Raw genomic sequence first — 24097 nt, forward strand, 5'->3', positions numbered from 1 at the left:
GCTGCGCGGGCTACTCGATCAGCATGCATCGCCCGCTCTGCCGAGGTGCGGCTTGCTGGCGGAGCATGTTGGTCGAGTAGCCCGCAGGGGCGTATCGAGACCCGCGCCGCTCAGCGCGGGCGCGGAGCGCGCAGCACGCGGCGGTAGACGTCGATCGTCGCGCGGGCGATCGCGTCCCACTCCAGCGCCGACAGGTCCGCGGAGGCGTCGGCGGCCACCGCGCGCTCGTCGAGCCAGGCCAGCGCGCCGTCGAGCGCGGCGGTGTCGAAGGCCCCGTCGTAGAGCCGCACCCAGTCCGGGCCGACCAGCGCGGCCAGCTCGTGCATCGCGCCGAGGTCGGGCACCAGCACCGGGCGGTCGGCCGAGACCGCGAGGATCGCCGAGCCGGAGTTCTGGATCGCCGAGTAGGGCAGCACGACCAGGTCGCTCGCCCGCAGCCAGAGCGCCATCCGCTCGTCGCTGAGGAAGGACAGCTCGAGCCGGATGCGCGCATCGCCGGCCGCCGCCTCCTCGATGACGCCGCGCAGCGGTCCGCGGGCCGGGTTGCCGGCGACCGCGAGCAGCGTGCCGTCGTCCTCGCGCTCGCGGAAGCGCTCGATCAGCGTCGGCACGTTCTTGTACGGCCGGATCTGGCCGACCGACACGACCAGCCGCGCGTCCGGGTCCAGGCCGAGCTCCGCGCGCGCCTCGGCGCGACTCGCCGAGAAGTCGTAGTCGTGGCGGTAGTGCCCGTGCGGGGTGACGAAGGCGGGCACCGCCGCGAGCTCGGGGTAGGAGCGCCGCATCGCGGTCACGCCCTCCTCCGAGAGGCAGACGATCGCGTCGAGGTTCTCGGTCAGCAGCCGGCGGTACCAGTTGCGGAGGAACGGGGTGCCGCGCTCCTCGTGCGAGGTGACGTTGTGCGCGGTCCAGATCAGCCGGGTGCCGCGCAGCCGCGCGACGCGGAGGAAGGCGAAGAAGAAGACCAGCCGCGCGACGATCCGGTAGCGCCGGACCCCGCTGAGGAAGGTCAGGTCCGGCCAGTGCAGGTGCACCACGTCGACCTTCGCGACGAGCAGGCGCAGCCAGGAGAGGTCGCGCACGAGCACGCCCTCGGCGGTCATCGCCGTGTAGAGCCGCGCGTTGTAGGGGTTCGCGTAGCGGGTGCGGAAGGCCGGCTCGGCCTCGACCCGCAGCCGGCGGCTCCGGGCGTCCTCGCCCGAGAGCAGTCCGCGCACGCGCGTGCGCAGGCGGCCGCGCAGGGTGCGGGTCCCGCCCGCGATCATCGGGCGACCTCCGCCGCGCCGGTGCCGGGCACCCGGCCGAACAGCGTGCGCTCGGCCTCCGGGTAGCCGACCCGCCAGTCGGCCCGGCGCTGCCAGACCTCGGTCCACGCGCGTCGCTTGCGGCGGGTCGCGGTCTCGAGCACCGTGCGCACGAGCGCCCCGGCCTGGAGCAGCGCGATGCCGATCCGCGCGGGCAGCGGCTTCCACGCCAGGCGGATCATCGTGGCCTTGCCGGCCATCACCATGCACATCTTGCGACCGGAGTTCCCGGCGGTCGCCGCGTCGCGGGTGGAGGCGCCGACGTCGTGCACGATCACGGCGGTCGGCACGATCACCGGGCGCAGGCCGGCGCGGCGGGCGCGGATCGAGAACTCGGCGTCCTCGCCGTAGAGGAAGAAGCGCTCGTCGAGCCGGCCGACCCGCTCGTACTCCTCGCGGGGCATCAGCAGCAGGCAGCCGGTGATGATCGGCACTTCGCGCACGCTGTCGCGCTGCCAGCCGCCGAGCGATTCCGGGTCGAGCAGCGGGTTGCCGCGGAAGGCCGTGGAGAGCATGGTCGCGTAGGTCAGCAGCGACCAGAGACTCGGCGCGCCCCAGCAGGACGAGGGGTCGACCGAGCCGTCGGGCCGGAGGGTGCGCCCGCCGTACACGCCGTAGCGCGGGTTCGCGACGGCGAACTCGAGCAGCGCGCGGAAGGAGCCCTCGAGCACCAGGGTGTCGGGGTTCAGCAGCAGCACGAAGCGCTCGGTCGCCGCAGCGACGCCGCGGTTCACACCGCGGGCGAAGCCGAGGTTGTCGCCCGCCTCGATCACCGTCGCCTCGGGGTGCGCGGCGCGGATCGCCTCGGCGCTGCCGTCCTCGGAGCCGTTGTCGACCACGATGATGTGCGGGGGAGTCGGCGCGTCGCCGAGCGGGATCGACGCGAGGCAGGCCAGCGTCTTCTCGCGGGTGTTGTAGCTGACGACGACGATCGCCAGGCTGGTGTCGACGGCCTCAGGCACGGTCGGCCTCCGGTCGCTGGCCGATGACCTTGGCGGGCACGCCGCCCGCGATGCAGTTCGCGGGCAGGTCCTTGGTGACCACGGCCCCCGCTCCGACGATCGCGCCGTCGCCGATGGTGACGCCGGCGACGACGACCACGTTCGCGCCGAGCCAGACGTCCCGGCCGATCACGATGTCCTTCTCGATCTTCGGCTGGTCCATCACGGGCGTGCCCTGGACGATGCCGTAGTTGGAGGCGGTGATCGTGACGTTCGGCGCCAGCAGGCACTTCGCGCCGAGGGTGATCCGTCCGGTGCTGTTGCCGGCCCAGAGGAGCGAGTTCTCGCCGATGTGGGTGCCGGCGCCGAGGGTGATCCGCTCGGCGTTCCGGAACGACACGTTCGGCGCGAACGAGACGTCGGCCCCGCGGGTGAGCCGCGGCACCTGGTCCGCGTGGCTGTACGCGTGGAAGTGCAGCAGGCGCACGGCCTGCAGGTAGGTGCGCACCTTGGTGAGGGTGCGCAGCGGTCCGCCGCCCTGGCTCATCGGCCGGCTCCGTTCGGTTCGAGGTCGTCCGGCGATCCGGCGGGGGTCTGCTCGGCGAGCGGGTCGATCACCGGGGCGCCGATCTCGGTCAGCGAGGCGGCGATGGAGCCGATGAAGCGGTCGGCGTCGAGGTCCGAGCGCACCGAGATCGCGATGTCGAGCCGCTTGGTGAAGGAGCTCGCGAAGACCGCGGCCTCGTCGTCCGGCTCGGTCACCGGCCAGAGGGTCATCGAGGCCAGCTCGGCGCCGCCGAACCAGCGCGGGCGCAGGAAGACGGGGAGGTAGGACGCGTAGCCCTGCCAGTCCTTCCGGCCGCGGGTGATGCCGCTCTCGCCGGTCTCGACGGCGAGCTGCACCTGCTCGCGCACGCTCGCCACCGTCTTCGCGAGACCCAGCGACACCGGCACGGCGACGCGCACCATCGACACGTGGTTGCGCTTGACCTCGTTCTTGTCGCGGCGCGGCGACACGGGCACGAGCGTCGCGATCTCGGCGCGCTCGGGGTGCAGCGCGGCGAAGGCGTGCAGGGCGAGCGCGACGGTCAGGTCGGCGACCGAGCCGCCGGCCGCGCGGGCCGCCGCCTTCGCGGTCTTGAGGTCCACGGTGAGGATCGCGGCGTCGCGCGGCTTGATGCTGCGCTCGAGCAGCCCCGAGCGGCGGATCCACCAGTCGCGGGCGGAGCGGATGTTGCGGCCGCCGATGCGGGTGATCCGCTTCTTCAGCGGCTTGCGCTTCCACTCGGTCCACTCGTCCGCGAGCGACGCGTGCGTCGACGCGATCTGGCGGCGGGCGGCGAGGGTCAGCGAGAGCGGGCCGCGGGGCGGCCGCGGGTCGTCCGGGAAGCGCATCGGCGCGCGGCTGTACGCCGGGAACTCGACCGGCTCGCCGGAGGTGAACGCCTGGATCAGCACCAGCCCGAACATCCCGTCGCCGAGCGCGTGGTGGATGCGCACCGCGAAGCCGAGCTGCCCGGTCGAGAGCTCGATGACGAGGATGTCCCAGAGCGGGCCCTTCGGATCCATCGGCCCGTTGAAGGCGCCGGTGAGCAGCTCGACGTGGCGGGGGTCCCACTCGACGACGCCCGGGTGGAAGCGCACGTGGTCGCGGACGTCGATCGTGTCGACCGACACCCAGGACGGCGTGAACAGCCCGAGCGGCGCGCGGGCGAGCCGCTGCCGCACCGAGGGGGAGGTGCGGATGAACGCCTCCCACGCCGAGTAGACGAGGTCGCGGTCGAGCGAGCCGTCCGCGCGGCGGAACGGGGCGCCGTCGATGATCATCGAGCCGGTCGGCCGGGCGACCTCGTAGACGACGGCGTTCGAGACGAACTTCTCGTCGAGGGTGCGCAGCGGCTCGGCGTGCGGTCGCCCGGTGCGGCGAGGGGGTCGGGTCATGGCGGTGCTCCCTGGTCGGAGGCGGAGGAGGGGAGCGGTCAGCTCGGGGTGCCGGCGGGGGCCGGGTCCGCCTGCGCCGTGCCGGGCTGGGCCGGGGTCGCAGGCAGGCGGATGGGCGTCGGCGGGTACTCGTCGACGAAGGTCGAGCCGGAGAGGCGGAGGTGGCGCGAGCGCAGGTAGCCGCGGAGGATCCCCTCGACCATCGCGAGCTCGTCCTTCGCACCGCGGCCGCGCCGCTGGGCCGAGCGCACTAGGCGCCGGCCGCTGCGGACGGCGAGGGTCGCGGTGAGCCGCGCGCCGACCTTGGGCGACAGGCGCCACCACTTGCCGACGAGCGCGCCGAGTCCGAGCCCGTAGCCGCGCATGAGGCGGCGGTAGGCGACGGGGTTGCGGGTGTTGACGTGCAGCACGACGCTGTCGGGCACGAAGACGGCGGTGCCGCCCGCGGCGAGGGCGCGGCAGAAGATGTCGAGGTCCTCGGCGCCGGCGAGGTAGCGGCCCGCCCCGAGGGTGTCGTCGAAGGCGCCGAGCGTCTGCAGCACGTCGCGGCGGAAGGCCATCACGGCGCCGTGTCCCGCGTCGAGGCCGCGGACGGCGGAGCGGTAGACGATGCGGTCGGTCGGCGGCACGTCGGTGTCGACCAGGGTGTGGTCGAGCATCCGCCCGGTCGCCACGGTGACCCGCTCCTCCTCGAAGGCGCGCAGCAGCGCCTCGATCCAGCCGGGTGTCGGCGAGCAGTCGTCGTCCGTGTAGACCACGATCGGCCGGTCGCTCGAGTCGAGCCCGAGGTTCCGCGCGATCGAGAGGCCCTTGGTGTCGGTGCGGACGTAGCGCACGCCCGCGGCGAGGGCGACCTCGCGGGTGCGGGAGTCGGTCGACGCGGAGTCGACGACGATCACCTCGACTGCGGGGTCGGTGCCGGCGGCGATCGCCGCGAGCGCCTCCCGGAGCATGTCGGGCCGCTCGCGGGTGCACAGGATGATCGAGACGTCACCCGGGGTGAGGACGGAGGGGTTCACGGCGTGTCTGTCCTCGGCTGGTCGGAGCGGTCGTCGGAGTCGGCGGCTGGGCCCGTCGCTGCTGAGCCCGTGGCGGCTGAGCCCGTGCCCGCCAGGTCCTCGCGGACGAGCACCATCGCGGCGCGGTAGGCGGCGACGAGGTCGATGCTCGCGCGCTCCCAGGTCAGGTTGCCGCGGTTGTCGAGCGCGGCCCGGCGCATCCGCGCGAGCAGGGCGCGGTCGGAGGAGACCAGGTCGATCTGCGCGGTGAGCGTCTCGACGTCGCGCGGCTCGTGCACGAGCCCCTGCACGCCGTCCTCGAGGTTGGCCCCGGCGGCGGAGGAGACCAGCGGCACGCAGCCGGCGGCCTGCGCCTCCGAGGTGACCAGGGCGCTGCCCTCCTCGATGGTCGGCAGGATCAGCACGTCGGCGCTCGCGAAGACCCCCGCGACGTCGCCCGTGAAGCCGCGCAGCTCGACGCTCGGCTGCTCGAGCAGTCCGGCGAGGCGCTCCTGGTAGCCCGGGGTGAAGTCGCCGTAGATCAGGAAGCGGCCGGTGCTGCTCGCCTTGGACTGCTGCCAGGCCTGCAGCGCGTAGAGCAGGCCCTTGCGCGGCTCGATCCGGCCGACGAAGACCGCGGTGAAGACGTGGTCCGGCTCGTCGCGCGGGTCGGGATCGAAGCTGCGGGTCGTGTCGACCAGGGCGCCGTAGCGGTGGCGGAGGAGCTTGCGCGGCGAGAAGCCCTTCTCGAGGAAGGTCTGCTCCACCGAGGCGGACGGCACGAGGATGGCGGTCGCGGACGCCCACTCGCGCTCCTCGCGGCGCAGGCGCACCGCGTTGTAGGTGTGCGGCGAGCCGACCGGGGGCGTGATGCCCAGGCGCTCGTACTCCTCGGCGACGACCTCGAAGGCGTGGGCGGTGTGCGTGTTCGGGGCCTCGCGGACCGCGGGCACGCCCTGGCGGGCGGCCTCGTCGAAGGTCCGGGCGGAGCCCCACGGCCAGCCGTGCACGACGTCGTAGTCGCCCTCGGCGAGGATCCGCGCGGTGACGCGGTCGTGGTGGGCGATCGAGCGGCTGCGGCCGAAGAGGCGGTGCGGGAGGCGGACGCCGCCGACCGTGAGGGTCGTCACGGCGCGGGCGACCGGGCCGAGCGACTCGGTGATCGAGGCGGCGACGACGGTGACGCGGTGCCCCGCGGCGACGAGCGAGCGGACCTGCTGCAGCGCGGTCCAGCCGATCCCCGGCGAGCCGATGCCGTGCGGGAACGAGTACAGGATCGACAGCGGAGCCCCGGCGGGCGCGCCGGAGGCGACGCTCGTCAGCGGACGGGCGTCGCGGTCGGTGCGGTCGTGCTCGGGGTCGTCTCGATGGTCGGGTGGGCCTGCGGCAGTGGTGGAGCACTGGTGCTCATCATCCATGCGTCTCCTGTCGTGAGGGCGGCGCGCTCAGGAATGAACGATAGCCACCATCCTCGACCACCTGAGAGGAACGCAAGTCCACTCCCGGCTCGGCGAGTCGTCGCTCCCGCAGACTTAACACAGCCGCAATACTTCCGGCATCCGCATGCCGTGGGTTATGGTCACAATGAGTGTGTCGGGGCACCGCACTCGTGGGGTCCCGGTTCTGTGCTCGTTCCGGCCCCATCGAGGCATGCCCGAAGGCCGGTGCGAAAGCAGCACCGCACCGCTCCGAAACCGCCCTTCGCACCAGGCTCCGTCGACACCTCGACAGCCGCAAAACCCGTTCCGCCATCACCGCCGTGATGGACGGAGGCGTTGCTCCAACGATTGCAGCAGCAATGCGACCTCCGAGCACGCGGCGCGTCGCCCCGAGGTACCACACCTCGCCGTCTGGAAGTCGAGACCGAGATGTCCGTCCCCCTTTACCTTCGAGTGCTCTGGAGCTACAAATGGCTCCTCGCGGTCGGCCTCGTGGTCGCCGTCCTGGCCGCCATGGTCGCCGGTTACACCGTGAAGGACGGTGAGATCGTCTCGCGCGCCGAGTCGGCGTACCGCTCCGACACCACGATCCTTCTCGGCGGTGGCTCGCGGAACCCGCTCCAGGCCGTCGAGCCCGGTCAGGCGCTGCAGGAGGGCACCTCCGAGGCCCAGCAGAACGACCTGACGAACACCGCGGTCATCTACGCGTACATCGTCAGCGGCTCCGAGATCCGCACCCAGGTCGAGCAGGCCATCGGCGGCTTCGCGCCGACCGAGGCCCTCAGCGCCGTGCGCCGCACGACCCAGCCGGCCGGCACCGAGCAGAACCCGGGCCGCTTCAGCCTCCCGATCCTCTCGATCGTCGGCGAGTCGACCGACCCGGCCCGCGCCGTCCTGATCTCGCAGACCGCGACCCAGATCTTCCAGGGCTACATCACCGCGCAGCAGGACGCCCAGGGCGTCGCCCCCGAGCTCCGCGTCACCCTGCAGACCACCGACCAGGGTGCGGCCGTCGAGCAGGAGGGGTCGAACCCGATCATCCCGATCGCGATCACCGGTCTCGGCGTCTTCCTCGCGTTCATCGCGCTCGCCTTCATCCTCTACAACATCCGCATCTCGCGGGAGCGCGTCACCGCCAACCGCGGCAACCAGCGCCGCGGCGAGTCCTTCCGGCGCGGCCCGGCCCTGACCGGCACCGCGTCCGAGAACGGCCAGCGCCCCGCCGCCCTCGGCACCGCCCCCGAGAACACCGCCGGGCCGGGTGAGCTGGCCTCCTCCGGGAAGCGCAGCGCCACCTGAGGCGGTCGCAGCAGATGAGCACGCCGACGCTGAAGGGGACCCCGCTCGGGGTCCCCGGGAACGACGACCCCTACGCGGGTGAGATCCTCGTCCGCCGGACCTTCACGGTCCGCGCCGTCCTGTCGACCGTCCTGCTGGCGGCCGTGGCCGTCGCAGCGGTCTACTACCTCAATCCGCTGTACGCGGGGGCGATCCTCTTCGGGATCTCCTTCCTGTACCTGACGCGCAAGCTGGTCTTCAACTGGACCGGCGCGTTCATCGTCCTGCTCGGCGTGATCATGTTCATCCCGGTGCGCTACTACGCGCTGCCGATCCCGCTCGGCTTCGCTCTGGAGCCGTACCGGCTCGTCATCGTGCTGATGGTCGTCGCGGCGATCGTCGCGCTGATGATCGACCCGACCTTCGTCTGGCGCCCGGCCGCGTTCGGCTGGCCGCTGGGCATCTGGGTGGCGTCGAGCCTGCTCTCGATCGCCGCGAACGTGCAGTTCATCTCCGAGGGCGCCCTCGGCAGCGGTGTCGCCGGCGCGATCGTCAACGACCTGCTGATGCTCTCGGTCTACTTCGTCGCCCGGCTCGTGATGCGCAACGAGAAGCTCGTCGAGGCCTTCCTGACCTTCCTGGTCTGGTCGGCCGTCGTCGTCGCCTTCTTCGCGGTCATCGAGCGCGCGACGCAGCAGAACGTCTTCACGATGCTCGACAAGTTCCTGCCGCTCGAGCGCCTCGGCGCCGAGCAGGAGGCCTACCGGGCCGGCGGCTACCGCTCGTTCGGCTCGTCGCAGCACCCGATCGCGCTGGCCGTCATGTTCACCATGATGATCCCGATCGCGATCTACCTCTCGAAGTACGCCCGCTGGCCCTTCAACGAGATCAACCGCCGGATCATCTACTACGGCACGATCCTCGCCCTGCTGCTCGGCGTCGTCACCGCGGTCTCGCGCACGGCGATCGTCACGCTCGGCGTGATGTTCCTGCTGACGGTCATCCTGCGTCCGAAGGTCGGCGGCTACCTGCTCCTGGGCATGGTGCCGGTGCTCGGCCTCGGCTTCGTGCTGATCCCGAAGATCCTCACGGACATGATCGGGTCCTTCCTCGACCCGGACGCGCTCATCGCCTCGCAGTACACCTCCGCGGGCATGGCGGGCGCGGGCCGCCTGGCCGACCTCGAGCCGGCCATGGCGATCGTGCGCGAGCACCCCTTCTTCGGAACGGGAGTCGGCAGCCGCATCGTGGTGGGCGAGGACAAGAACGCGTTCATCCTCGACAACCAGTGGCTGGGCACGCTGCTCGACGGCGGCGCCGTGGGCGTCATCGGCCTGGCCGTGCTGTTCCTCGTCCCGATCGTGATGCTGCTGCGCTACTCGTTCAAGAGCACCACCACGCCGCAGTACGCGAGCCTCGCGTTCGCCGTCGCGGTTCTGCTGCTCGGCTACACGATCGCCGCGTACTTCTACGACGCCTTCGGTTTCTTCCAGTCCTTCATGCTGTTCTGGATCCTGCTGGCCGTCGGCGCCTGGGTGCTCACCGAGGCTCCGCGGAAGTCGACCCGCCGGCGCCTGTCGCCGGAGGAGGCGGGGCACGTCTCCGCCTTCACCCGCGGGGGCCCCCACATCCCCGTCGGGCAGCCCGCCCTCGGCTCGCACGTCGGCGCTCACGTCGTCCGCAAGCCGACGCAGATCGAGTCGTGAGCGCACGCGTCAGCGTCGTCATCCCCGCGCACGACGAGGGGGCGGTGATCGCCCGGCTCCTCCGCGCCCTGGTGGCCGGGGACCCGGAGGGCCGGCTCGAGATCGTGGTCGGCGCGAACGGCTGCACCGACGACACCGCGGCTGTGGCGCGGGCCGTCGATCCGCGGATCCTGGTGGCGGAGACGCCCCGGGCCTCGAAGATCGCCGGCCTCAACGCGGCCGACGAGCTCGCCACGGTCCTCCCGAGGATCTACGTGGACGCGGACGTCTCGGTCTCGGCCGAGACGCTCCTGGCGCTCGGCGACGAGCTGGCCCGCCCCGGCGGACCGCTCGCCGCGGCGCCGGAGTTCCGCGTCGACACCCGCGGGGCCTCGTGGCCCGTGCGGGCGCACTACTCGATCTGGGAGCTGTCCGACTACCGGGCCCCGGGCCTGGTCGGCTCCGGGATCTACGGCCTCTCGGCCGAGGGGCGCAGCCGCTTCGGCGCGTTCCCCGAGATCATCGCGGACGACCGCTTCGTCCAGCAGCTCTTCACCCCCGAGGAGCGGCTGACGCTCCCCGGCCGGTCCTTCTCCGTGAAGGCGCCGCGCCGGATGCGCAACCAGATCAAGCGCACCGTCCGCATCGCGATCGGCAACGCCCAGCTGGCGGCCTCCGGGCTCGTGCCCGAGCAGGCCGGCGCCGGCGGCGGCGGCGGCCCGGTCGCGCTGCTGAAGCGCGTCCTGCGCCGGCCCGCCCTGTGGCCGGCCTTCCCGATCTACTGCTACGGCTATCTGCGACCCCGCCTCGAGGCGCGGTCGATCATCGCTCGAGGAGGCGTACCCGAATGGAACCGCGACGAGACGACGCGCGCGTGACGGGGTTGACCCCCGCGGGCGGCTCCTCCGCCCGCCACGGCACCACGGCGAGCGACGCCCAGATCGAGGCGGCGATCGACGACACCGCGCACACCACCGAGACGCTGGCGACCGACGCGATCGCGCAGTCGCCGACCGTGGGGGACGGGCCGAACCTGCCGCCGACCGCGCAGAAGTCCAGCCTCGGCCACACGGCCAGCCGTGGCGTGATCCAGACCCTCGGCGGGCTCTGGGGCAAGACCGCGATCCAGCTGATCTCGACCATCGTGCTCGCGCGCCTGCTCACTCCGGAGGACTTCGGTCTGCTCGTGTCGATCACGGCCATCGTCGGTGTCGCCGACCTGGTCCGCGACTTCGGCCTGACCGGTGCGATCATCCAGTCGAAGAAGCTGAGCGAGGAGATCTGGCGGTCGGTGCTCTGGCTGTCCGTGGCGCTCGGCGTCGTGGGCACTCTCGCGATCGCGGGCTCGGCCTGGCTCATCGCGGGCTTCTATCAGAACGACCAGCTGATCATCCTCACGCTCGCCGTCGCGCCGACTCTGTTCATCAACAGCCTCTGCATGCCGCTCCAGGCGCGCGTGCAGAAGGAGATGAAGTTCGGCCTGATGGCGAAGATCGACGTCGTGTCGATGCTCGTCGGGGTGAGCGCCTCGATCGTCGCGGGACTCCTCGGCTGGGGCGTCTGGGCGCTGGTCGTCCTCCAGGGCGGCGCTCTGCTCTACCGTCTCGTCGCGCTCTGGGTCGCGGCCCGTCCGACCTTCGGACGTCCCCGCATCTCGAAGGCGGTCATCCCCCTCGTCTCGACCGGCGGCAGCATCTTCGGCGTTCAGCTGCTGAACTACTTCGCCCGCAACGTGGACAACGTGGTCATCGCCGCGCAGCTCGGCACCGGCGTTCTCGGTCAGTACAGCAAGGCCTACGGGCTCTTCCTGCTCCCGCTCCAGCAGCTCAACGGCCCGCTGGGCCGCGTCGCGCTGCCGGTTCTGAGCTCGCTGCAGGACGACGCCGAGCGGTACCGCCGGTACGTCCGCGGAGCACTGCTCGTCGTCGGCTATCTGACGCTGCCCACGTTCGGCGTGCTCGCGGCTCTGTCCGGACCGCTGATCGATCTGATCCTCGGCCCGCAGTGGACGAGTGCCGCGATGATCCTCTCGCTCCTCTCGATCGCCGGCATCGCGCAGGGCATCGGCAACGTGCAGGGCTGGATCTACATCTCGCTCGGGCGCGTGCACCGCCAGCTGATCTACTACGTCGTCACCCGCCCGATCGTCATCGCCTCCTTCTTCGTCGGCATCTGGTGGAACGGTGTCGAGGGTCTGGCCCTGCTCTACGGGCTCACGACGCTCGCGCTCCTCGTGCCGGGCTTCTGGCTCGCCATCCGCGGCACCTTCGTGCGCGGATCCGACATCGTCAGTCCGGTGCTGCGCCCCGTCCTCGTCGTGCCGTTCATGTTCGGCGCGGCCTGGGCCGTCGGCGCGTACACCGACCTGCCCGCGATCGTCCACCTGCTCGTCGGCGGACTCGCCTCGCTGGTGCCGCTGGCGCTCGCGATGGCGATCCCGGCCTACCGCCGCGACATGAACCAGATCCTCGCGTTCGTGAAGCAGGTCCGGAAGCCCAAGCCCAAGGGCCCGGCGACCTCTGCCGCGCCTGCCGCGCAGACCACCCCGGCCGATGGAGGCACTGCATGACCCGCACCACCCGCTCCCGTCGCGCCGGCGTCCTCGCCGTCGTGGCCGTCGCCGCCGCGCTGCTGGCCGGCTGCACCTCCGCCCCGGCTCCCGCCGAGACGACCGAGCCCGCCGCCTCGGGCGAGCTGCCCTTCGCGGCCGGCTCGATCGCCGCGCTGGGCGACTCGATCTCGGTCGGCGTGGCCGCCTGCGGGCAGAACAAGCCCTGCCCCAGCGCGTCCTGGACCACCGGCGAGGACGAGACGGTCGACTCGGTCGCCCGCCGCGCCGGCGAGTCGGTCGGAGCCGTGCCGGAGATCGAGAACGTCGCCTCCAAGGGCGCGACCTCGGCCGAGCTGCCCGGCCAGGCCGAGAAGGCGGTCGCCGCCGCTCCCGACCTGGTCACCGTCCTGATCGGCGCGAACGACGTCTGCCGCAAGAACAGCGCCGACATCACGACGCCGGACGCCTTCCGCGCCAACGTCACGACCGCGCTGACGACGCTCTCCACCGGCGCTCCCGAGGCGACGATCTTCGTCTCCTCGGTGCCGAACCTGCTCGACTTCTTCGAGACCGAGCGGACCGACGCCGAGGCCGTCTCGCGCTGGGCCGGCAGCTCCAACTGCAACTCGCTGCTCTACCAGCCCACGTCGGACGACGCGGACGCGCAGGCCCGCCGCGACAACGTCTCGACGACGATCGACGCCTACAACGACGTCCTCGCCGACGTCTGCGGCGCCACCGCGAACTGCGTCTACGACCAGGGCGCCCTGCACGACTTCGACGTCACCTCCGATGACATCTCGGACGTCGACCACTTCCACCCGTCCCTGGCGGGCCAGGCGAAGCTCGCGGACATCGCCTGGACGGCGCTGCTCGCGAACGCCTCCTGAGGCGCTGAGAGCGCCGCCTGCGCTCGCTGAGGGGGCAGGACGAGGGCGGGGGAGCTGCGGCTCCTCCGCCCTTCTGCGCGTGCGGGCGGCTTCTCGCGTGCCGGCGGCGGGTGTGGTGACGGCGCGCTCGTCCGGCTCGCGATTCCTCCTCCGGCTCGCTGGAACCCGTGGATCCGGCGTGCCGGGCGGGTTTTCGCGTGCCGGAGGTCTCGACGGAGCCGGTCCGGCTCGCGATCCGGCGTCCGGCTCGCTGGATCGGGTGCTTCTGACGTGCCGGGGGTCTTCCCACGTGCCGGAGGTGCCGGGGGTGAGGTTCGGCACGAGATTCCGGCTCGGGCTCGCCGGGTCCTGCGATTCCGGCGTGCCGGGCCGGTTTCCGCGTGCCGGAGGTCCCGGCGGCACCGGTTCGGCTCGCGATCTCGCGTCCGGCTCGCGCGAGCCGGTGCTTCTGACGTGCCGGAGGTCTTTCCGCGTGCCGGAGGTCTCCGAGGCGGCGCTCGGCACGTGGAGACGACTCCGGCTCGCGGAATCGTGGGGATTCGGCGAGCCGGAGGTGGTTCAGCGTGCCGGAGGCGATCCGGCGCGAGGTGGGCGCAGCGGCCCCCGCGTCAGGCGGTCTCGAAGCGAGTGTCGCCGCGCTCGGGGCGCCAGGAGGGGACGCTCGCGGAGGCGCGGCGGCGCGAGCGCGCGCGGGACGGGCTGAAGCGGAACGGCGGCACGGTGGGAGCCAGCGCGGCGGTGCGGCTCGCGGCGCGCAGCAGCAGCTCCTCGGTCAGCTCCTCCGGGGCGGCGGCGATCGCCAGGCCGCGCTGGTCGAGCTCGCGGGCGATCTGGATCTGGTGATCGTCGATGTGCTCGCCGCGCGCGACGAGGCGCGGCACGAGGATCGGCACCTTGCCGTTCTCGATGGCCGTGATGGCGGCGCCGGTGCCCGCATGGGCGATGACGACGTCCGCCTCCTTCACGGCCTCCTGCAGCTCGTGGTGCGGCACGCTCGCGCGGCCCTCGATGCCGTAGGGGGAGACGTCGGCGAGGCCGGTCTGCCAGAGCACCTCGGCGTCCTTCAGCAGCGGCACGGACGCGGCGATCAGCCGGTCGAAGGGGTAGAGGTCCTGGGTGCCGACGGAGATCACCGCGCGGCGGATCGCGGAGACGGGCTGGTCGGGCCCGGTCGTGTACGCGTCGAAGATCGAGCCGCCGAAGAGCCAGCGCTCGTCCGCCCAGACCGGGTACTGCGTGTAGGTGTTCACGCCCGGGAGGCGGGCCATGATCTTGCCGGTGATCGAGGGGCCGTCGGCGCGCGCGGCGCTCTCGATGTAGTGGCACTCGATGCCGCGGAGCGAGGCCTCGGGCATGAACGACACGGCGGGGCTCGAGCCGGTGCTGAAGACGGCGGAGTAGTCGCCCTTGGCCAGGATCCGATGCGCGATCAGCGCGTTCTCGGCGATCGGGCGGGCGTCGCGGGGAGCGGCGAAGCGGCTGTAGGTGACGCGGCGGCCCTCGAGGAGGGAGCGGCTGAGGCCGTTGTCGAAGGTCACCCAGTGCTGGTCGGCGGGGTCGATCCCGAAGCGGGAGGACAGCGTGAAGAGCTGTTTGAGATGCCCTCCACCGGAGCAGACGAACAGGAACTGTGACATGGCGACCCTTCTCGCGTCCGGGGGAGCTCTCGGGCTCTCCTCCGGCGGAAGCTGACTGAGGCGGTAGTGCAGGGCTGGGTGGTGTGGGGGTGGGTGGTGCTGGTGGTGCTGGTGGTGCTGGGGCGGCGCGGAGCCGGGCGGGAGCCCCGCTCTGCACGGGAGCGGCCCGGTGGGAGGGAGATCCGGCGGCGTCGTGACCGCGCTCTCCCCGGAGTGCGTCAGGACGGGGGGGCGTCCCGGGCATCGGCGGGTCGACGTCCAGGGGGACGCGCGCGGGGTGGGGCGGGGAGCCTGCGCTGCATCGTGGTCCTGGTCGGTCGGGTGGTTCTCGGGCGGGTGAGGATCGTGACGTCGGGTGCGACGCGGTGCCGGCGCGGCGGGATCCGCTCCTGCGCCTGGGCGAGTGCTCGCCGTCCGAGGACGAGGGCACAGCGGAACGGGCCGCGGTGCCACCCCCACGATAGTGAGGCGCCCGTTCCCTGGCTACTTCGGAGTCGGACCCCCGGGTGGATTGACCTAGCCCGCCTGCAGTGCCGACGGGGTGGCTCCGCCCGCGCGGGCGCGGCCGTCGTTCCGGTCGAGCAGGATGTCGAGCACCGTCTCGTGCCGGGCGGCCCAGGAGTTCGCGTGGATCCAGCCGAGGCGCGCGTCCTCGGTGGCCGGGCCGTCGGCGAGCGCGTCGTCGACGACCGCGGCGAACTCCGCCATGGTCGGGACGATGCGGATCCGGTCGCTGATGCCGTGGATCGGCGGCAGATCGACGGAGATCACCGGGCAGCCGCTCGCCACGTACTCGTAGAGCTTGAGCGGGCTCATCGCCTCGGTCAGCGGGGTGCGGCGGTGCGCGAGGAGGCAGAGCTCGACGTTGCGCATCGTCGCCACCAGCTCGCGGCGGCCGACGGAGTGGTGCAGGTGCACGTTCGCGAACGGGGCGAGCGGGGCGAGGTAGCCGGGGTCGGGCTGCGGACCCATCAGCACGATCTGCAGCTCGGGGTGCGCCGTCGCGACCGCGACGATCCCCTCGACGTCGAGCCGGTCGTCCAGCGTGCCGACGTGCAGGGCGCGCGGGCCGGGGATGCGGCTCAGCCACTCGGGGGCGTCGGGCACGGGGCCGGTCCACTCCTCCGGGCTGACGCCGTTCGGGACGACGGCGTGCGGGCCGGTCGGCGCGATGCGGTCGATGATCTCCTGCGAGACGGCGGTGACGGAGCGGCCGCTGCTCGCGACGCGCCGGTAGGCCTCCTGGAAGGCGGGCCAGTGGCCCTTCCAGCGGGTCGAGGTCGTCCAGTCGTCGCGGGCGAAGAACATCACGTGCTCGGCCCACTCGAACGGCGAGAAGCCGGCGACGACGGGGCTGGTCGTGACGACGACGGGGCGCACGAGCTCCATCTCGTCGGCGAGCTTCGCGATCCCCTGGTCGTAGGCGCGGTACTCCTTCTCCAGGCCGGCGATGTCGGTCGGGTCGGAGCGGCGCAGGCGCAGCGGGGTGTGCAGGATGCGCTGCGGCGTCGACGGGAACTCGACCTCGCGGCCCAGAGCCCCGCGGACGAGCGTCGTCGGCAGGAAGCGGAAGGGGTTCGCCACGATGAGGCGCCCGACCTGCGGGCTCTCCATCAGCGAGTGCAGGATCCGGTCCGGCGGGCGCATCATCCCGCGGCGGGCCGCATCCGTGTAGGTCTCGTAGGAGAAGGTGAAGACGACGTCGCGGACGACGCCGTCGGCGGTCGCCTCGGGCGCCGTGTGGTCGGGCGCTGGCTGCTGGGGCACGGCGTTCCTCACGCGAAGGTCCGGATGACGCGCGCGGGCACGCCGACGGCGACGGAGTAGTCGGGGACGTCCTCGCGGACGACGGCGTTCGCGCCGATCACGGCGCCGCGGCCGACCGTCACGCCGGGCATGATGACGGCGTTCTCGCCGAGCCACGCTCCGCGCCCGATGCGCACCGGGGCGATCCGGTCGACGCCCTGGTCGCGGATGAAGCGCGTCGGGTCCTTGAAGCCGTGCGAGTGGTCCGAGATGTAGACGCCGCGGGCGATGCCGACGCCCTCCTCGATGACCACGCTCTGCACCGCGCTGATCGCGGTCATATTCATCCGCACGCGGTCGCCGATGATCAGGGCGGGCGTGGGTGCGTCGTCGGTCGGGACCATCAGCATGCAGTTCGCGCTGATCAGCACGTTCTCGCCGATGGAGATCCGCTTGCCCTGCCCGGGTCCGATCCGGAAGGGCAGGCAGATGCGGGAACCCTTGCCGAAGCGGTGGAAACCGCCGGCGACCAGCTTGCTGAAGGCCAGATCGCGTGCTCGCTGCGCGAGGATCGCGAGATCCAGTCCGTTCAAGGCATCAACTCCAGGGGATAGCGGCGGGCCGGACGGCGGGGGTGGACGTCCTGAGCCTGGGGGGTGTGGTGATCGCGCCCGGGGGTGAGGCGCGCGGGTGTGACCCACGATAGCGAGCGCCTCCTGTGCGCCACGAGTCCGTGCGGATCGGATCCGCGGTGTTTACCCCGCGGAAACACGCTGTGCTCTCCGAGGCGGGCTCGGTGCGTGCTCAGAACGGGGGTCGTCACCTGCACGGTGGCCGAGCATCCCGGCGCTCGGGAGGCTCCCGGCGCCGGGAGCGCCCCGGGGAGCGTAAAATCGCAGGGTCCGCGGAGGCGGCCGCCCGCTCCGGGCCGGCGCGTCCTCCGGATCGTGCGGGACACCGCACCGACGGACCCGGCGACGCCGCTCGGTCCCCGCCCTCGCGCGACCCCGACCCGCCCGCACCACCAGAGAGGCCTGACCGTGGCCGAAGCCGACACCGCCAGCCGACTGTGGACCCTCCACCTCGCGCGAGCCGCCGTCGCGGCCGTCGCCGGTGTGGTGATCACCTTCTCGCCCGACCACGGCCCCGCCTTCGGCTTCGCCGTCTTCGCCGGCTTCGCGATCCTCAGCGGCGCCGTCGCCCTCGTGATCGGCCTGCGCACCCTCGCCGGTCGCGGCCGCACGCTCGCCCTCGCCTCCGCCGGGGTCACCCTCGCCGCGGCCGTGCTCGCGCTCGTCGCGCTGCCGGTCGCGGCGCTGCTGCCCTTCATCGCGCTGATCGCCGGCTGGGCGCTCGTCTCCGGCTCGCTCGAGTTCTCCAGCGGCCGCCGCGGCACCGGCCTCTCCGCCCGCGACGCGGTGATCGTCGGCCTCGGCACGGCCCTCCTCGGAGCGGTCTTCGCCCTCCTCCCGCCGCACCCCGTCGTCTCGGTCGGACTCCTCGGCGCGTACGCCGTGATGCTCGCCGTGTTCCTCGCGATCGCCGCGTTCTCGCTCAAGTGGGCCGCCGGCGCCGATGCCGCCGCACCCTCCACCCCCACCACCGGAGGAGACCGATGACCGCCCCCGACCCCGCCTCCGAGCCGTCGCCCTCCGACGACGACTTCGCGCCGCGCACCTTCCGCCCCACCCGCAAGGACCGCCTGCGTCCGCTCGAGCTCGTCGGCCTCTCCGCCGTGATGGCGGCCTTCGTCGGCCTCGTCGTGCTGATGTCGACCCGCGAGTTCGTCGTCGCCCTGATCGGCTTCGGCGTCGCCTTCATCGTCGTCCTCGTCGCCATCGCCATGTTCTCGCTGACCTTCAAGCCCGACGAGGCCGAGATCGCCGACCTCGACGAGCAGGACGGTGCTCACTAGGTCGGAGCGACTGCGTCGCTCCTCCCCGCGGTCGGCTTCCTGAGGGGCCGGGTCCTGCAGGGCGTGTAGCGTCCGCTGCGCGGAATCGCTTGGCACGCGATTCCGCGGTGCGCTCGCACCTGCGGTGGAGCTCTGCTGGCGTCCGCGCGCCCATGCTGGTCGAGTAGCCCCGCAGGGGCGTATCGAGACCCACCGTCGCCGGCGAGAGGAGCTCGCGGACACCACTGCTGATGTCGCGGGCTCCCCCTGCATGCTGGTCGAGTAGCCCCGCAGGGCGTATCGAGCCCCGCCGTCGTCCGCCGTGCGGCAGCACCCTCGCCCGGTGAGCCGGCCGCTCTACGGCGAGACGTCGTCGCGGGCGGTCTCGCCGAGCGCGTACGCCAGGCTGCGCGCGTAGATCTCCTCGAGGCGGGACGCGACGATGCGGTACTGGACCGAGCGGCCGCGGCGCTGCTCGCGCGGGAGGTTGCCGAGGACCACTCCGGCGTCCTCCAGCTCGATGAGGTGCCGGTAGAGGCTCGTCGTCGTGGCGCGGCCGGTCGGCAGCTCCGGGCCGATCGCCTCCACCAGCTCGCCGAAGAGCAGGCCCTGCTCGGGACGCTCCGCGCGGGAGAGCGACCGCAGGATCCCCCGGTTGATCTCGCTGCCGACCACCCGGACGGCCAGGTCGGCCTCCTCCGGGGTCGCTCGGCTCCTCGTGGACGACGCGGACGAAGGCATGACGCCCATCCTCCCGCACGGGATCGCATCGCGGTCCCACAGGCGCGTATTGCCACACCGTCTGGGTACCGGATGATTCGCGCCAGTGGAATCATGATCCCACGGAACGGTTACCTTGGTCTCCGTCGGCACGCCTCTCGCGTGCCGGTACGCGATCGCATCCGGCGCTCGCGTGAGGCGCGAGCCTCGACGCACGCAGGGGAGAGAACGGCATGGATCGACGACGACGGGCGGGGGAGCCCGCGAGGGCCGCGGTGGGCGCGCAGCGTGACCGGAGACGAGCGGTGGTGTGGCCGAGCGGCGCCCACCGCGGCCGGATGCGGGCGGGGCGCCGGCTGGCCGCAGGCCTCCTGGCGGCGGGACTGGTCGGCGGGGCGGGCACGTCGCTGGCGGTGACCTCGTCGTTCCTCGCGCCGCTGTCGGCGTCGGCGGCCACGCACGGCGCGGGCTTCGACCTGGGGAAGGGCTTCCTCGGCGCGTATCGCCACCCGGACGGGACGCTGGCCTACTGCCTGCAGATCAGGGCGTCGATCCCGTACAGCCCGACGTCCGGTCCGTCGCTGAACAGCGACTGGAACTCCCTGTCGCCGGATCAGCTCGCACGGCTGAGCTACGTCATGGACGTCCACGGGAACACGGAGGACGCGAACACCGCGGCCGCCGTCGCGCTGTACGTGTGGGACGTGGCGGACAACGCCGCGTACAACGGCAACGGCATGCCGGGCGACGTCTACTACAGCGCCCGCGCCGGCGGGAACCGCGACGCCGTGCTCGGGCTGCTGCGGCAGTACCGGGCGGAGGCCGCCGGCGTGACGGCGGTGCAGCCGGGGCGGACGTCCGGGTCGGCGTCGCTGAGTCTCGACATGCAGTCGAGCGCGGGCACCGGCAGAGTCACGGCTCGGACCGATCCGCCCGGGCAGACGGGGACGGTGCATCTGACGAACGCGGTGTTCGACGACACCGGATCCGGGGAGTCGACGATGAAGGGCGGGGAGTCGCGGACGTTCCGCGTCGTCCCGAGCGCCGGCCCCTCCTTCGCCGTCGAGGCGCGGACCGACGAGATCCGGGTGGCGGGTGCCTCCGGCTACCTGGGCAACATCATGACCTGGGCTCCGGGGGTGACCTCCGAGCAGTGGACCGCGTCGAAGGGGCAGAAGATCGACGGCTCGTTCACGATCGCCGCCGCCACGGCGGCCTCCGCTCCGATCCCGAACCTGTTCTCGCCGATCGGATCGACGCAGGTCTCGACACGACGCGTGGAGGCCGGGACGCAGGCGACCGACACCGTCACGGCAGGCGTCGCGCCGGGATCGGGGGAGTGGCGCACCCTCGACGGCGCGCCCGTGCCGGTGGTCTATCGCGGCACGCTCCACGGTCCGTACGCCGAGCAGCCGGCGCAGTCCGACGCGGTGCCGCCGGGCGCGCCCGTCGCCGGAAGCGTCGAGCTGACCGCGACCGGCCCGGGGACGTACACGTCCCCGGGAGTGACGGTCCCCTCGGCCGGGTTCTACACCTGGGTCTGGCGCGTCGAGGAGGCGTCGCAGCCGGACCGGGTGAAGCCGTTCCTCCCCGACGGCTACACCTGGTCGGACGGGTTCGGGCTGGTCGCGGAGACGCATCTCTCGCCGACGACGGTCGCGGCGGAGACGCAGGTCACCGACGAGGAGATCCCCGTCGCCACGACCTCCACGGACACCCTCACGGTGAAGGACACCGGAGCCTGGCTGAGGAAGGACGGCAGGAGCGTCCCCGTCACCTTCACGGGCACCGCCTACTGGCTGCCCGGCACCGGAGCGGTCCCGGCGACGAGACCGGAGAACGCCAGGGTCCTGACGACGTCGAGCATCGTCGTCGAGGGACCCGGCACCTTCACCTCGGAGCCGGCGACCGCGCCGGCGGACTCGGCGGGCCACATCGTCTGGGTCTGGTCCGCCCCCGAGACGCTCTTCACCACGGGCTGGGCGGACGGGTGGAACACGAAGGGCGAGGTCGTGCGCGTGACGACCCCGGAGGTCCGCACGAAGGCGACGCCCTCGGTGCCGCTGTCGGACACCGCGAAGGACGAGGCGGTCGTCGACGGCGAGGTGCCGGAGGGCGCCGTGGTCACCTTCGAGGCGTACCGGCAGACCGGCGACAGGGCCTCCTGCACCGTCGAATCCCGGGTCTACGACGGCTCGACGTCGCCCGTCGCGGTCGCCGCGGGGCGGAACGAGAAGAGGTCGTACTGGTCGAGCGAGGTCCGCTTCGCGGAACCGGGCGTCCATCACTGGGTGGAGACGCTGCGGACGAAGGACGGCCGCGTCCTGCACCGCGGCGAGTGCGGAGTGCCGGGGGAGACCACGAAGGTGACCGTGCCCGATGTGTCGTCGAAGGCGCAGACCGACAGCGCGGTCCACGACGGTGCGACCGACGATGCGGTCGTCACCGGGGACACGCCGAAGGGCGCGTACCTGGTGTGGAAGGCCTACCGGGCGGCTGCCGACACGGGATCCTCCGCTGACAGCGTGCCGCCGGTCTGCGACGCGGCGACGCTGGTGGCCGACACGACCGGCACCCCGGTCGTCGTCGAGAAGGCGGGCACCTACACCTCGCCCCCGGTCGTCTTCACCACCGCGGGCGCCGTGCACTGGGTGGAGGAGCTGCACTCCTACGACGGGAGGATCCTCGCCCAGGGTGCGTGCGGAGCGCCCGGCGAGACGACCACCGTGCACACTCCCGACGTCCGCACCAAGGCCACCCCGGCAGTGCAGGTGGGCGACCCGGTGCGGGACGAGGCCGTCGTGAACGGCTGGGTCCCGGCCGGTGCGGTGATCACGTTCGAGGCGTTCAGGAGGAGCGGCGACCAGGACACGTGCACGCCGGCGAACCGCGTCTTCGACGGGTCGGGCAGCCCCGTCGCCACGACGCCCGGCCTGAACGAGGACGTCTCCTACTGGTCCGGTGAGACCCGGTTCACCGAGCCCGGCGACTACTACTGGGTCGAGACGCTCGCCACGAAGGACGGAACGGTCCTCCATCGCGGGGAGTGCGGAGCACCGGGCGAGACGACCGTCGTCTCGCCGACGCCGGTCGTCCCGAAGGTGACCACGACCCTGGCCGACTCCGGAGCCCATCCCGGCCCGTGGCTCGGCAGCGGCCTGGCCGCCCTCGTCCTCGGTCTCGCCGCCGCCCTCCTCGCCCGCCGGCGCCGCCCCTCGCCACAGGAGTAGCCCCACGTGCCCCGCATGCTGGTCGTGCATGCCGGTCGAGTAGCCCCGCAGGGGCGTGCACGTTGATCGAGTAGCCCCGAGGGCGTGCATGCTGGTCGAGTAGCCCCGCAGGGGCGTATCGAGACCCACCGTCCTCAGCACGGCGGCCCTGCAGACGCCCCTTCTGCCGCCGATCCCCTTCGAGACGCCCGCCCCGCGGGCTCCTCGATCAGCATGCACGCGGCGGCGTCGGTGGTCCGGGTTAGCGTGCGGGGGTGGCGGAGGCGATCGGGCGGTGGTGGGAGCGGCGGCGGTTCTCGCGAGGGGTCGACGTCCCGTATCCGGTGGGGACGTACCGGGAGGCGTGGGCGTCGTTCCCGGTGCTCGTGCTCCAGTACCGGCCCGAGTACAACGGGGGGATCGTGCTCAGCCAGATCCCGCCGGCGGCCGACGTCTACCTGTGCTGGCTGTGCGACGCGGGGCACGTGTTCGTCGCGACTCCCGAGGAGCAGCGGCACCGTCCGGGCCGGGAGCGGCGGCGCTCCTCCTGGTGCCCCGACTGCGCGGCGCTCGCGAAGCCCCGGACGCCGCGGCCCGCGGTGGAGCCGGTGGTCGAGCGTCCGTCGACCCCTGCTCCCGAGCCTGCTGCCGCGCGTGCGCCCCGTCCCGCCCGCACGCGGACGAGGTCGCGCCCGCCGCGGATCTGCTCGAAGACCCCGCAGCTCCCGCCGGGGGAGCCCTTCGTCAGCGCCTGCGCGCCTCCGCCCGCGTCGGCGGTCGAGGCGCGGCTCCGCGCGCTGCTCGCCGAGCGGCTCGAGTTCGAGCCGGGGTTCACGGCGGTGCGACTGAGCCGGCCGTTCTTCGAGCACCTGGAGGCGTGGCCGGACATCGTGCTGAGCGAGCTGCGGGTGGCGATCGAGTACGACTCCACGGGGCGCCACGGGCTCGAGCACGTGGGGCATCGCGAGGAGGCGGACCGGCGGAAGGACCGCGCGCTGCGGGCGGTCGGCTGGGAGGTGGTGCGGGTGCGGACCGGGCGCCTGCCTCCGCTCGGGCCGCACGACGTCCTCGCGTCGGGCGTCTCGGCGGGGCTCGTCGACCGGCTGCTCGACGAGCTGCGCGAGATCCGCGGCTCGCTGCTCGTCGACGCCTGGACGCGCTGATCGGACGCCTGGACGCGCTGACCGGTCGCAGGGGCGTGCCCGCCGACCGTGCGCCCCCCGCGGCGTCTCAGGCCTGCAGCGCGAGCGCCTCGCTGCACCAGCGGCGGTACAGGGCCCACGGGTCGGGCTCGCCCGCCCGCACCGCCTCGACGTGCCGGTCGAGCGAGTCGCTGCGGGTGAACCACTCCGTCCGCTCCAGCCGCTCGACGGCGAACTGCGCGTGGCGGTGCTGCTCCAGAGCCCGCCCGCCGCGCTCGAAGGCGAGCAGCTCCTCGTGCCGCAGCCGGTGCAGGCGCTGCCGGGGGTTGCCGCTGGTGCCGATCTTGATCCGCCCGGCGAAGCGGATGTAGTAGACGACCTCGACCCGCGGCGGCGGCAGCTCGCCGTCGGGCGCGTCGCCGAGCCGCCACTCGCAGGCTGCGCAGAGCCAGCCGGAGGGGTGCCGGACGCCCAGCCGCGAGCCGCAGACGAGGCACGGCGAGGGGAGGGCGTCGACGACGCCGTCCTGGCGCGCCACCCAGTCGTGAGCGAGCCCGAGGTGCGCGCTGCAGAGAGCGACCGGCGCACCCGGCTCGGCGGCCGAGCGGCAGCCGTCGAGGGCGCAGCCCGGGGCAGCGCGGTCCGGGGCTGCGCGGTCCGGGGCGTCGCAGTCCGGGGCGGGCACTGCATCGGGGGACATGCTCCGACCCTAGGCAGCACCC

General features: G+C 72.9%; 20 protein-coding genes. 9 read left to right on the top strand and 11 right to left on the bottom strand.

Annotated features, from left to right (window positions below; genetic code table 11):
• Positions 1-110: 110 nt before the first annotated feature.
• Genes C1I64_RS18570 through C1I64_RS18595 form a run of 6 tightly spaced genes read right to left on the bottom strand, consistent with a single transcriptional unit; the run spans position 111 to position 6602 of the window.
• Positions 111-1265 carry a glycosyltransferase gene (locus C1I64_RS18570; protein WP_127888238.1) on the bottom strand — a complete coding sequence of 385 codons (1155 nt, stop codon included), beginning with the start codon at positions 1263-1265 and terminating at the stop codon, positions 111-113.
• Positions 1262-2266 carry a glycosyltransferase family 2 protein gene (locus tag C1I64_RS18575; protein ID WP_127888239.1) on the bottom strand — a complete coding sequence of 335 codons (1005 nt, stop codon included), beginning with the start codon at positions 2264-2266 and terminating at the stop codon, positions 1262-1264. The genes C1I64_RS18570 and C1I64_RS18575 overlap by 4 nt, the downstream gene beginning before the upstream one ends.
• The gene (locus tag C1I64_RS18580) at positions 2259-2792 is read right to left on the bottom strand and encodes an acyltransferase (RefSeq protein WP_123705671.1); all 534 of its coding nucleotides are present in this window, start codon (positions 2790-2792) and stop codon (positions 2259-2261) included. Before C1I64_RS18580 ends, C1I64_RS18575 begins: the two co-directional genes overlap by 8 nt.
• Positions 2789-4186 carry a wax ester/triacylglycerol synthase domain-containing protein gene (locus C1I64_RS18585; protein ID WP_127888240.1) on the bottom strand — a complete coding sequence of 466 codons (1398 nt, stop codon included), beginning with the start codon at positions 4184-4186 and terminating at the stop codon, positions 2789-2791. Before C1I64_RS18585 ends, C1I64_RS18580 begins: the two co-directional genes overlap by 4 nt.
• A 38-nt stretch (positions 4187-4224) precedes the next feature.
• On the bottom strand, positions 4225-5205 hold the full coding sequence (locus C1I64_RS18590) for a glycosyltransferase family 2 protein (RefSeq protein ID WP_127888241.1): 981 nt from the start codon (positions 5203-5205) through the stop codon (positions 4225-4227).
• Complete coding sequence (locus tag C1I64_RS18595) at positions 5202-6602, bottom strand: glycosyltransferase family 4 protein (RefSeq protein ID WP_127888242.1); 1401 nt, start codon at positions 6600-6602, stop codon at positions 5202-5204. The genes C1I64_RS18590 and C1I64_RS18595 overlap by 4 nt, the downstream gene beginning before the upstream one ends.
• Before the next feature lie 450 nt (positions 6603-7052).
• On the opposite strand from C1I64_RS18595, the gene C1I64_RS18600 reads away from it, so the two are divergent.
• The 5 genes from C1I64_RS18600 to C1I64_RS18620 are packed head-to-tail and all read left to right on the top strand — an operon-like array spanning position 7053 to position 13027.
• Entirely contained in the window at positions 7053-7922 is an 870-nt protein-coding gene (locus tag C1I64_RS18600; RefSeq protein ID WP_127888243.1) for a YveK family protein, read from the top strand.
• A 14-nt stretch (positions 7923-7936) separates the two neighbouring features.
• Positions 7937-9607 carry an O-antigen ligase family protein gene (locus tag C1I64_RS18605; protein ID WP_127888244.1) on the top strand — a complete coding sequence of 557 codons (1671 nt, stop codon included), beginning with the start codon at positions 7937-7939 and terminating at the stop codon, positions 9605-9607.
• Positions 9604-10464: a glycosyltransferase family 2 protein gene (locus C1I64_RS18610; protein ID WP_164874600.1), complete on the top strand. Its 861-nt coding sequence runs from the start codon at positions 9604-9606 to the stop codon at positions 10462-10464. The genes C1I64_RS18605 and C1I64_RS18610 overlap by 4 nt, the downstream gene beginning before the upstream one ends.
• Positions 10434-12155 carry a lipopolysaccharide biosynthesis protein gene (locus C1I64_RS18615; protein WP_127888246.1) on the top strand — a complete coding sequence of 574 codons (1722 nt, stop codon included), beginning with the start codon at positions 10434-10436 and terminating at the stop codon, positions 12153-12155. Before C1I64_RS18610 ends, C1I64_RS18615 begins: the two co-directional genes overlap by 31 nt.
• On the top strand, positions 12152-13027 hold the full coding sequence (locus C1I64_RS18620) for a GDSL-type esterase/lipase family protein (protein ID WP_127888247.1): 876 nt from the start codon (positions 12152-12154) through the stop codon (positions 13025-13027). Before C1I64_RS18615 ends, C1I64_RS18620 begins: the two co-directional genes overlap by 4 nt.
• 608 nt (positions 13028-13635) lie before the next feature.
• Here C1I64_RS18620 and C1I64_RS18625 read toward each other — a convergent pair.
• The 3 genes from C1I64_RS18625 to C1I64_RS20800 form a co-directional block, all read right to left on the bottom strand.
• Positions 13636-14664, bottom strand: a complete 1029-nt coding sequence (locus C1I64_RS18625; protein WP_123444659.1) for a glycosyltransferase — start codon at positions 14662-14664, stop codon at positions 13636-13638.
• A gap of 516 nt (positions 14665-15180) precedes the next feature.
• Positions 15181-16431 (bottom strand): glycosyltransferase family protein, encoded by a 1251-nt coding sequence (locus C1I64_RS18630; RefSeq protein WP_127888248.1) that lies wholly within the window; start codon positions 16429-16431, stop codon positions 15181-15183.
• 8 nt (positions 16432-16439) lie between these two features.
• Entirely contained in the window at positions 16440-17003 is a 564-nt protein-coding gene (locus C1I64_RS20800) for an acyltransferase (RefSeq protein ID WP_123734729.1), read from the bottom strand.
• A 447-nt stretch (positions 17004-17450) separates the two neighbouring features.
• Between C1I64_RS20800 and C1I64_RS18640 the strand changes: the two genes are divergently transcribed.
• Positions 17451-18029 (top strand): hypothetical protein, encoded by a 579-nt coding sequence (locus C1I64_RS18640; RefSeq protein WP_127888249.1) that lies wholly within the window; start codon positions 17451-17453, stop codon positions 18027-18029.
• Positions 18026-18325 (top strand): hypothetical protein, encoded by a 300-nt coding sequence (locus tag C1I64_RS18645; RefSeq protein ID WP_243586020.1) that lies wholly within the window; start codon positions 18026-18028, stop codon positions 18323-18325. Before C1I64_RS18640 ends, C1I64_RS18645 begins: the two co-directional genes overlap by 4 nt.
• A 336-nt stretch (positions 18326-18661) precedes the next feature.
• On the opposite strand, the gene C1I64_RS18650 is transcribed toward C1I64_RS18645, so the two are convergent.
• Positions 18662-19045 (bottom strand): helix-turn-helix domain-containing protein, encoded by a 384-nt coding sequence (locus C1I64_RS18650; RefSeq protein WP_127888250.1) that lies wholly within the window; start codon positions 19043-19045, stop codon positions 18662-18664.
• Positions 19046-19329: 284 nt separating this feature from the next.
• On the opposite strand from C1I64_RS18650, the gene C1I64_RS18655 reads away from it, so the two are divergent.
• Complete coding sequence (locus tag C1I64_RS18655; protein WP_127888251.1) at positions 19330-22254, top strand: hypothetical protein; 2925 nt, start codon at positions 19330-19332, stop codon at positions 22252-22254.
• Positions 22255-22508: 254 nt separating this feature from the next.
• Positions 22509-23396, top strand: a complete 888-nt coding sequence (locus tag C1I64_RS18660) for a hypothetical protein (RefSeq protein WP_244209531.1) — start codon at positions 22509-22511, stop codon at positions 23394-23396.
• A 67-nt stretch (positions 23397-23463) separates the two neighbouring features.
• On the opposite strand, the gene C1I64_RS18665 is transcribed toward C1I64_RS18660, so the two are convergent.
• Positions 23464-24075 (bottom strand): GIY-YIG nuclease family protein, encoded by a 612-nt coding sequence (locus tag C1I64_RS18665; protein WP_243586023.1) that lies wholly within the window; start codon positions 24073-24075, stop codon positions 23464-23466.
• Positions 24076-24097: the final 22 nt, after the last annotated feature.

The organism is Rathayibacter festucae DSM 15932 (assembly GCF_004011135.1).
Classification (GTDB): Bacteria; Actinomycetota; Actinomycetes; order Actinomycetales; family Microbacteriaceae; genus Rathayibacter; species Rathayibacter festucae.

What these genes read in the sequence shown, in the direction of transcription:
- C1I64_RS18570 (WP_127888238.1), bottom strand. Translation starts at nt 1,265, where the DNA reads ATGATCGCGGGCGGGACCCGCACCCTGCGCGGCCGCCTGCGCACGCGC.
- C1I64_RS18580 (WP_123705671.1), bottom strand. Translation starts at nt 2,792, where the DNA reads ATGAGCCAGGGCGGCGGACCGCTGCGCACCCTCACCAAGGTGCGCACC.
- C1I64_RS18585 (WP_127888240.1), bottom strand. Translation starts at nt 4,186, where the DNA reads ATGACCCGACCCCCTCGCCGCACCGGGCGACCGCACGCCGAGCCGCTG.
- C1I64_RS18595 (WP_127888242.1), bottom strand. Translation starts at nt 6,602, where the DNA reads ATGGATGATGAGCACCAGTGCTCCACCACTGCCGCAGGCCCACCCGAC.
- C1I64_RS18600 (WP_127888243.1), top strand. Translation starts at nt 7,053, where the DNA reads ATGTCCGTCCCCCTTTACCTTCGAGTGCTCTGGAGCTACAAATGGCTC.
- C1I64_RS18605 (WP_127888244.1), top strand. Translation starts at nt 7,937, where the DNA reads ATGAGCACGCCGACGCTGAAGGGGACCCCGCTCGGGGTCCCCGGGAAC.
- C1I64_RS18615 (WP_127888246.1), top strand. Translation starts at nt 10,434, where the DNA reads ATGGAACCGCGACGAGACGACGCGCGCGTGACGGGGTTGACCCCCGCG.
- C1I64_RS18620 (WP_127888247.1), top strand. Translation starts at nt 12,152, where the DNA reads ATGACCCGCACCACCCGCTCCCGTCGCGCCGGCGTCCTCGCCGTCGTG.
- C1I64_RS18625 (WP_123444659.1), bottom strand. Translation starts at nt 14,664, where the DNA reads ATGTCACAGTTCCTGTTCGTCTGCTCCGGTGGAGGGCATCTCAAACAG.
- C1I64_RS18645 (WP_243586020.1), top strand. Translation starts at nt 18,026, where the DNA reads ATGACCGCCCCCGACCCCGCCTCCGAGCCGTCGCCCTCCGACGACGAC.
- C1I64_RS18650 (WP_127888250.1), bottom strand. Translation starts at nt 19,045, where the DNA reads ATGCCTTCGTCCGCGTCGTCCACGAGGAGCCGAGCGACCCCGGAGGAG.
- C1I64_RS18665 (WP_243586023.1), bottom strand. Translation starts at nt 24,075, where the DNA reads ATGTCCCCCGATGCAGTGCCCGCCCCGGACTGCGACGCCCCGGACCGC.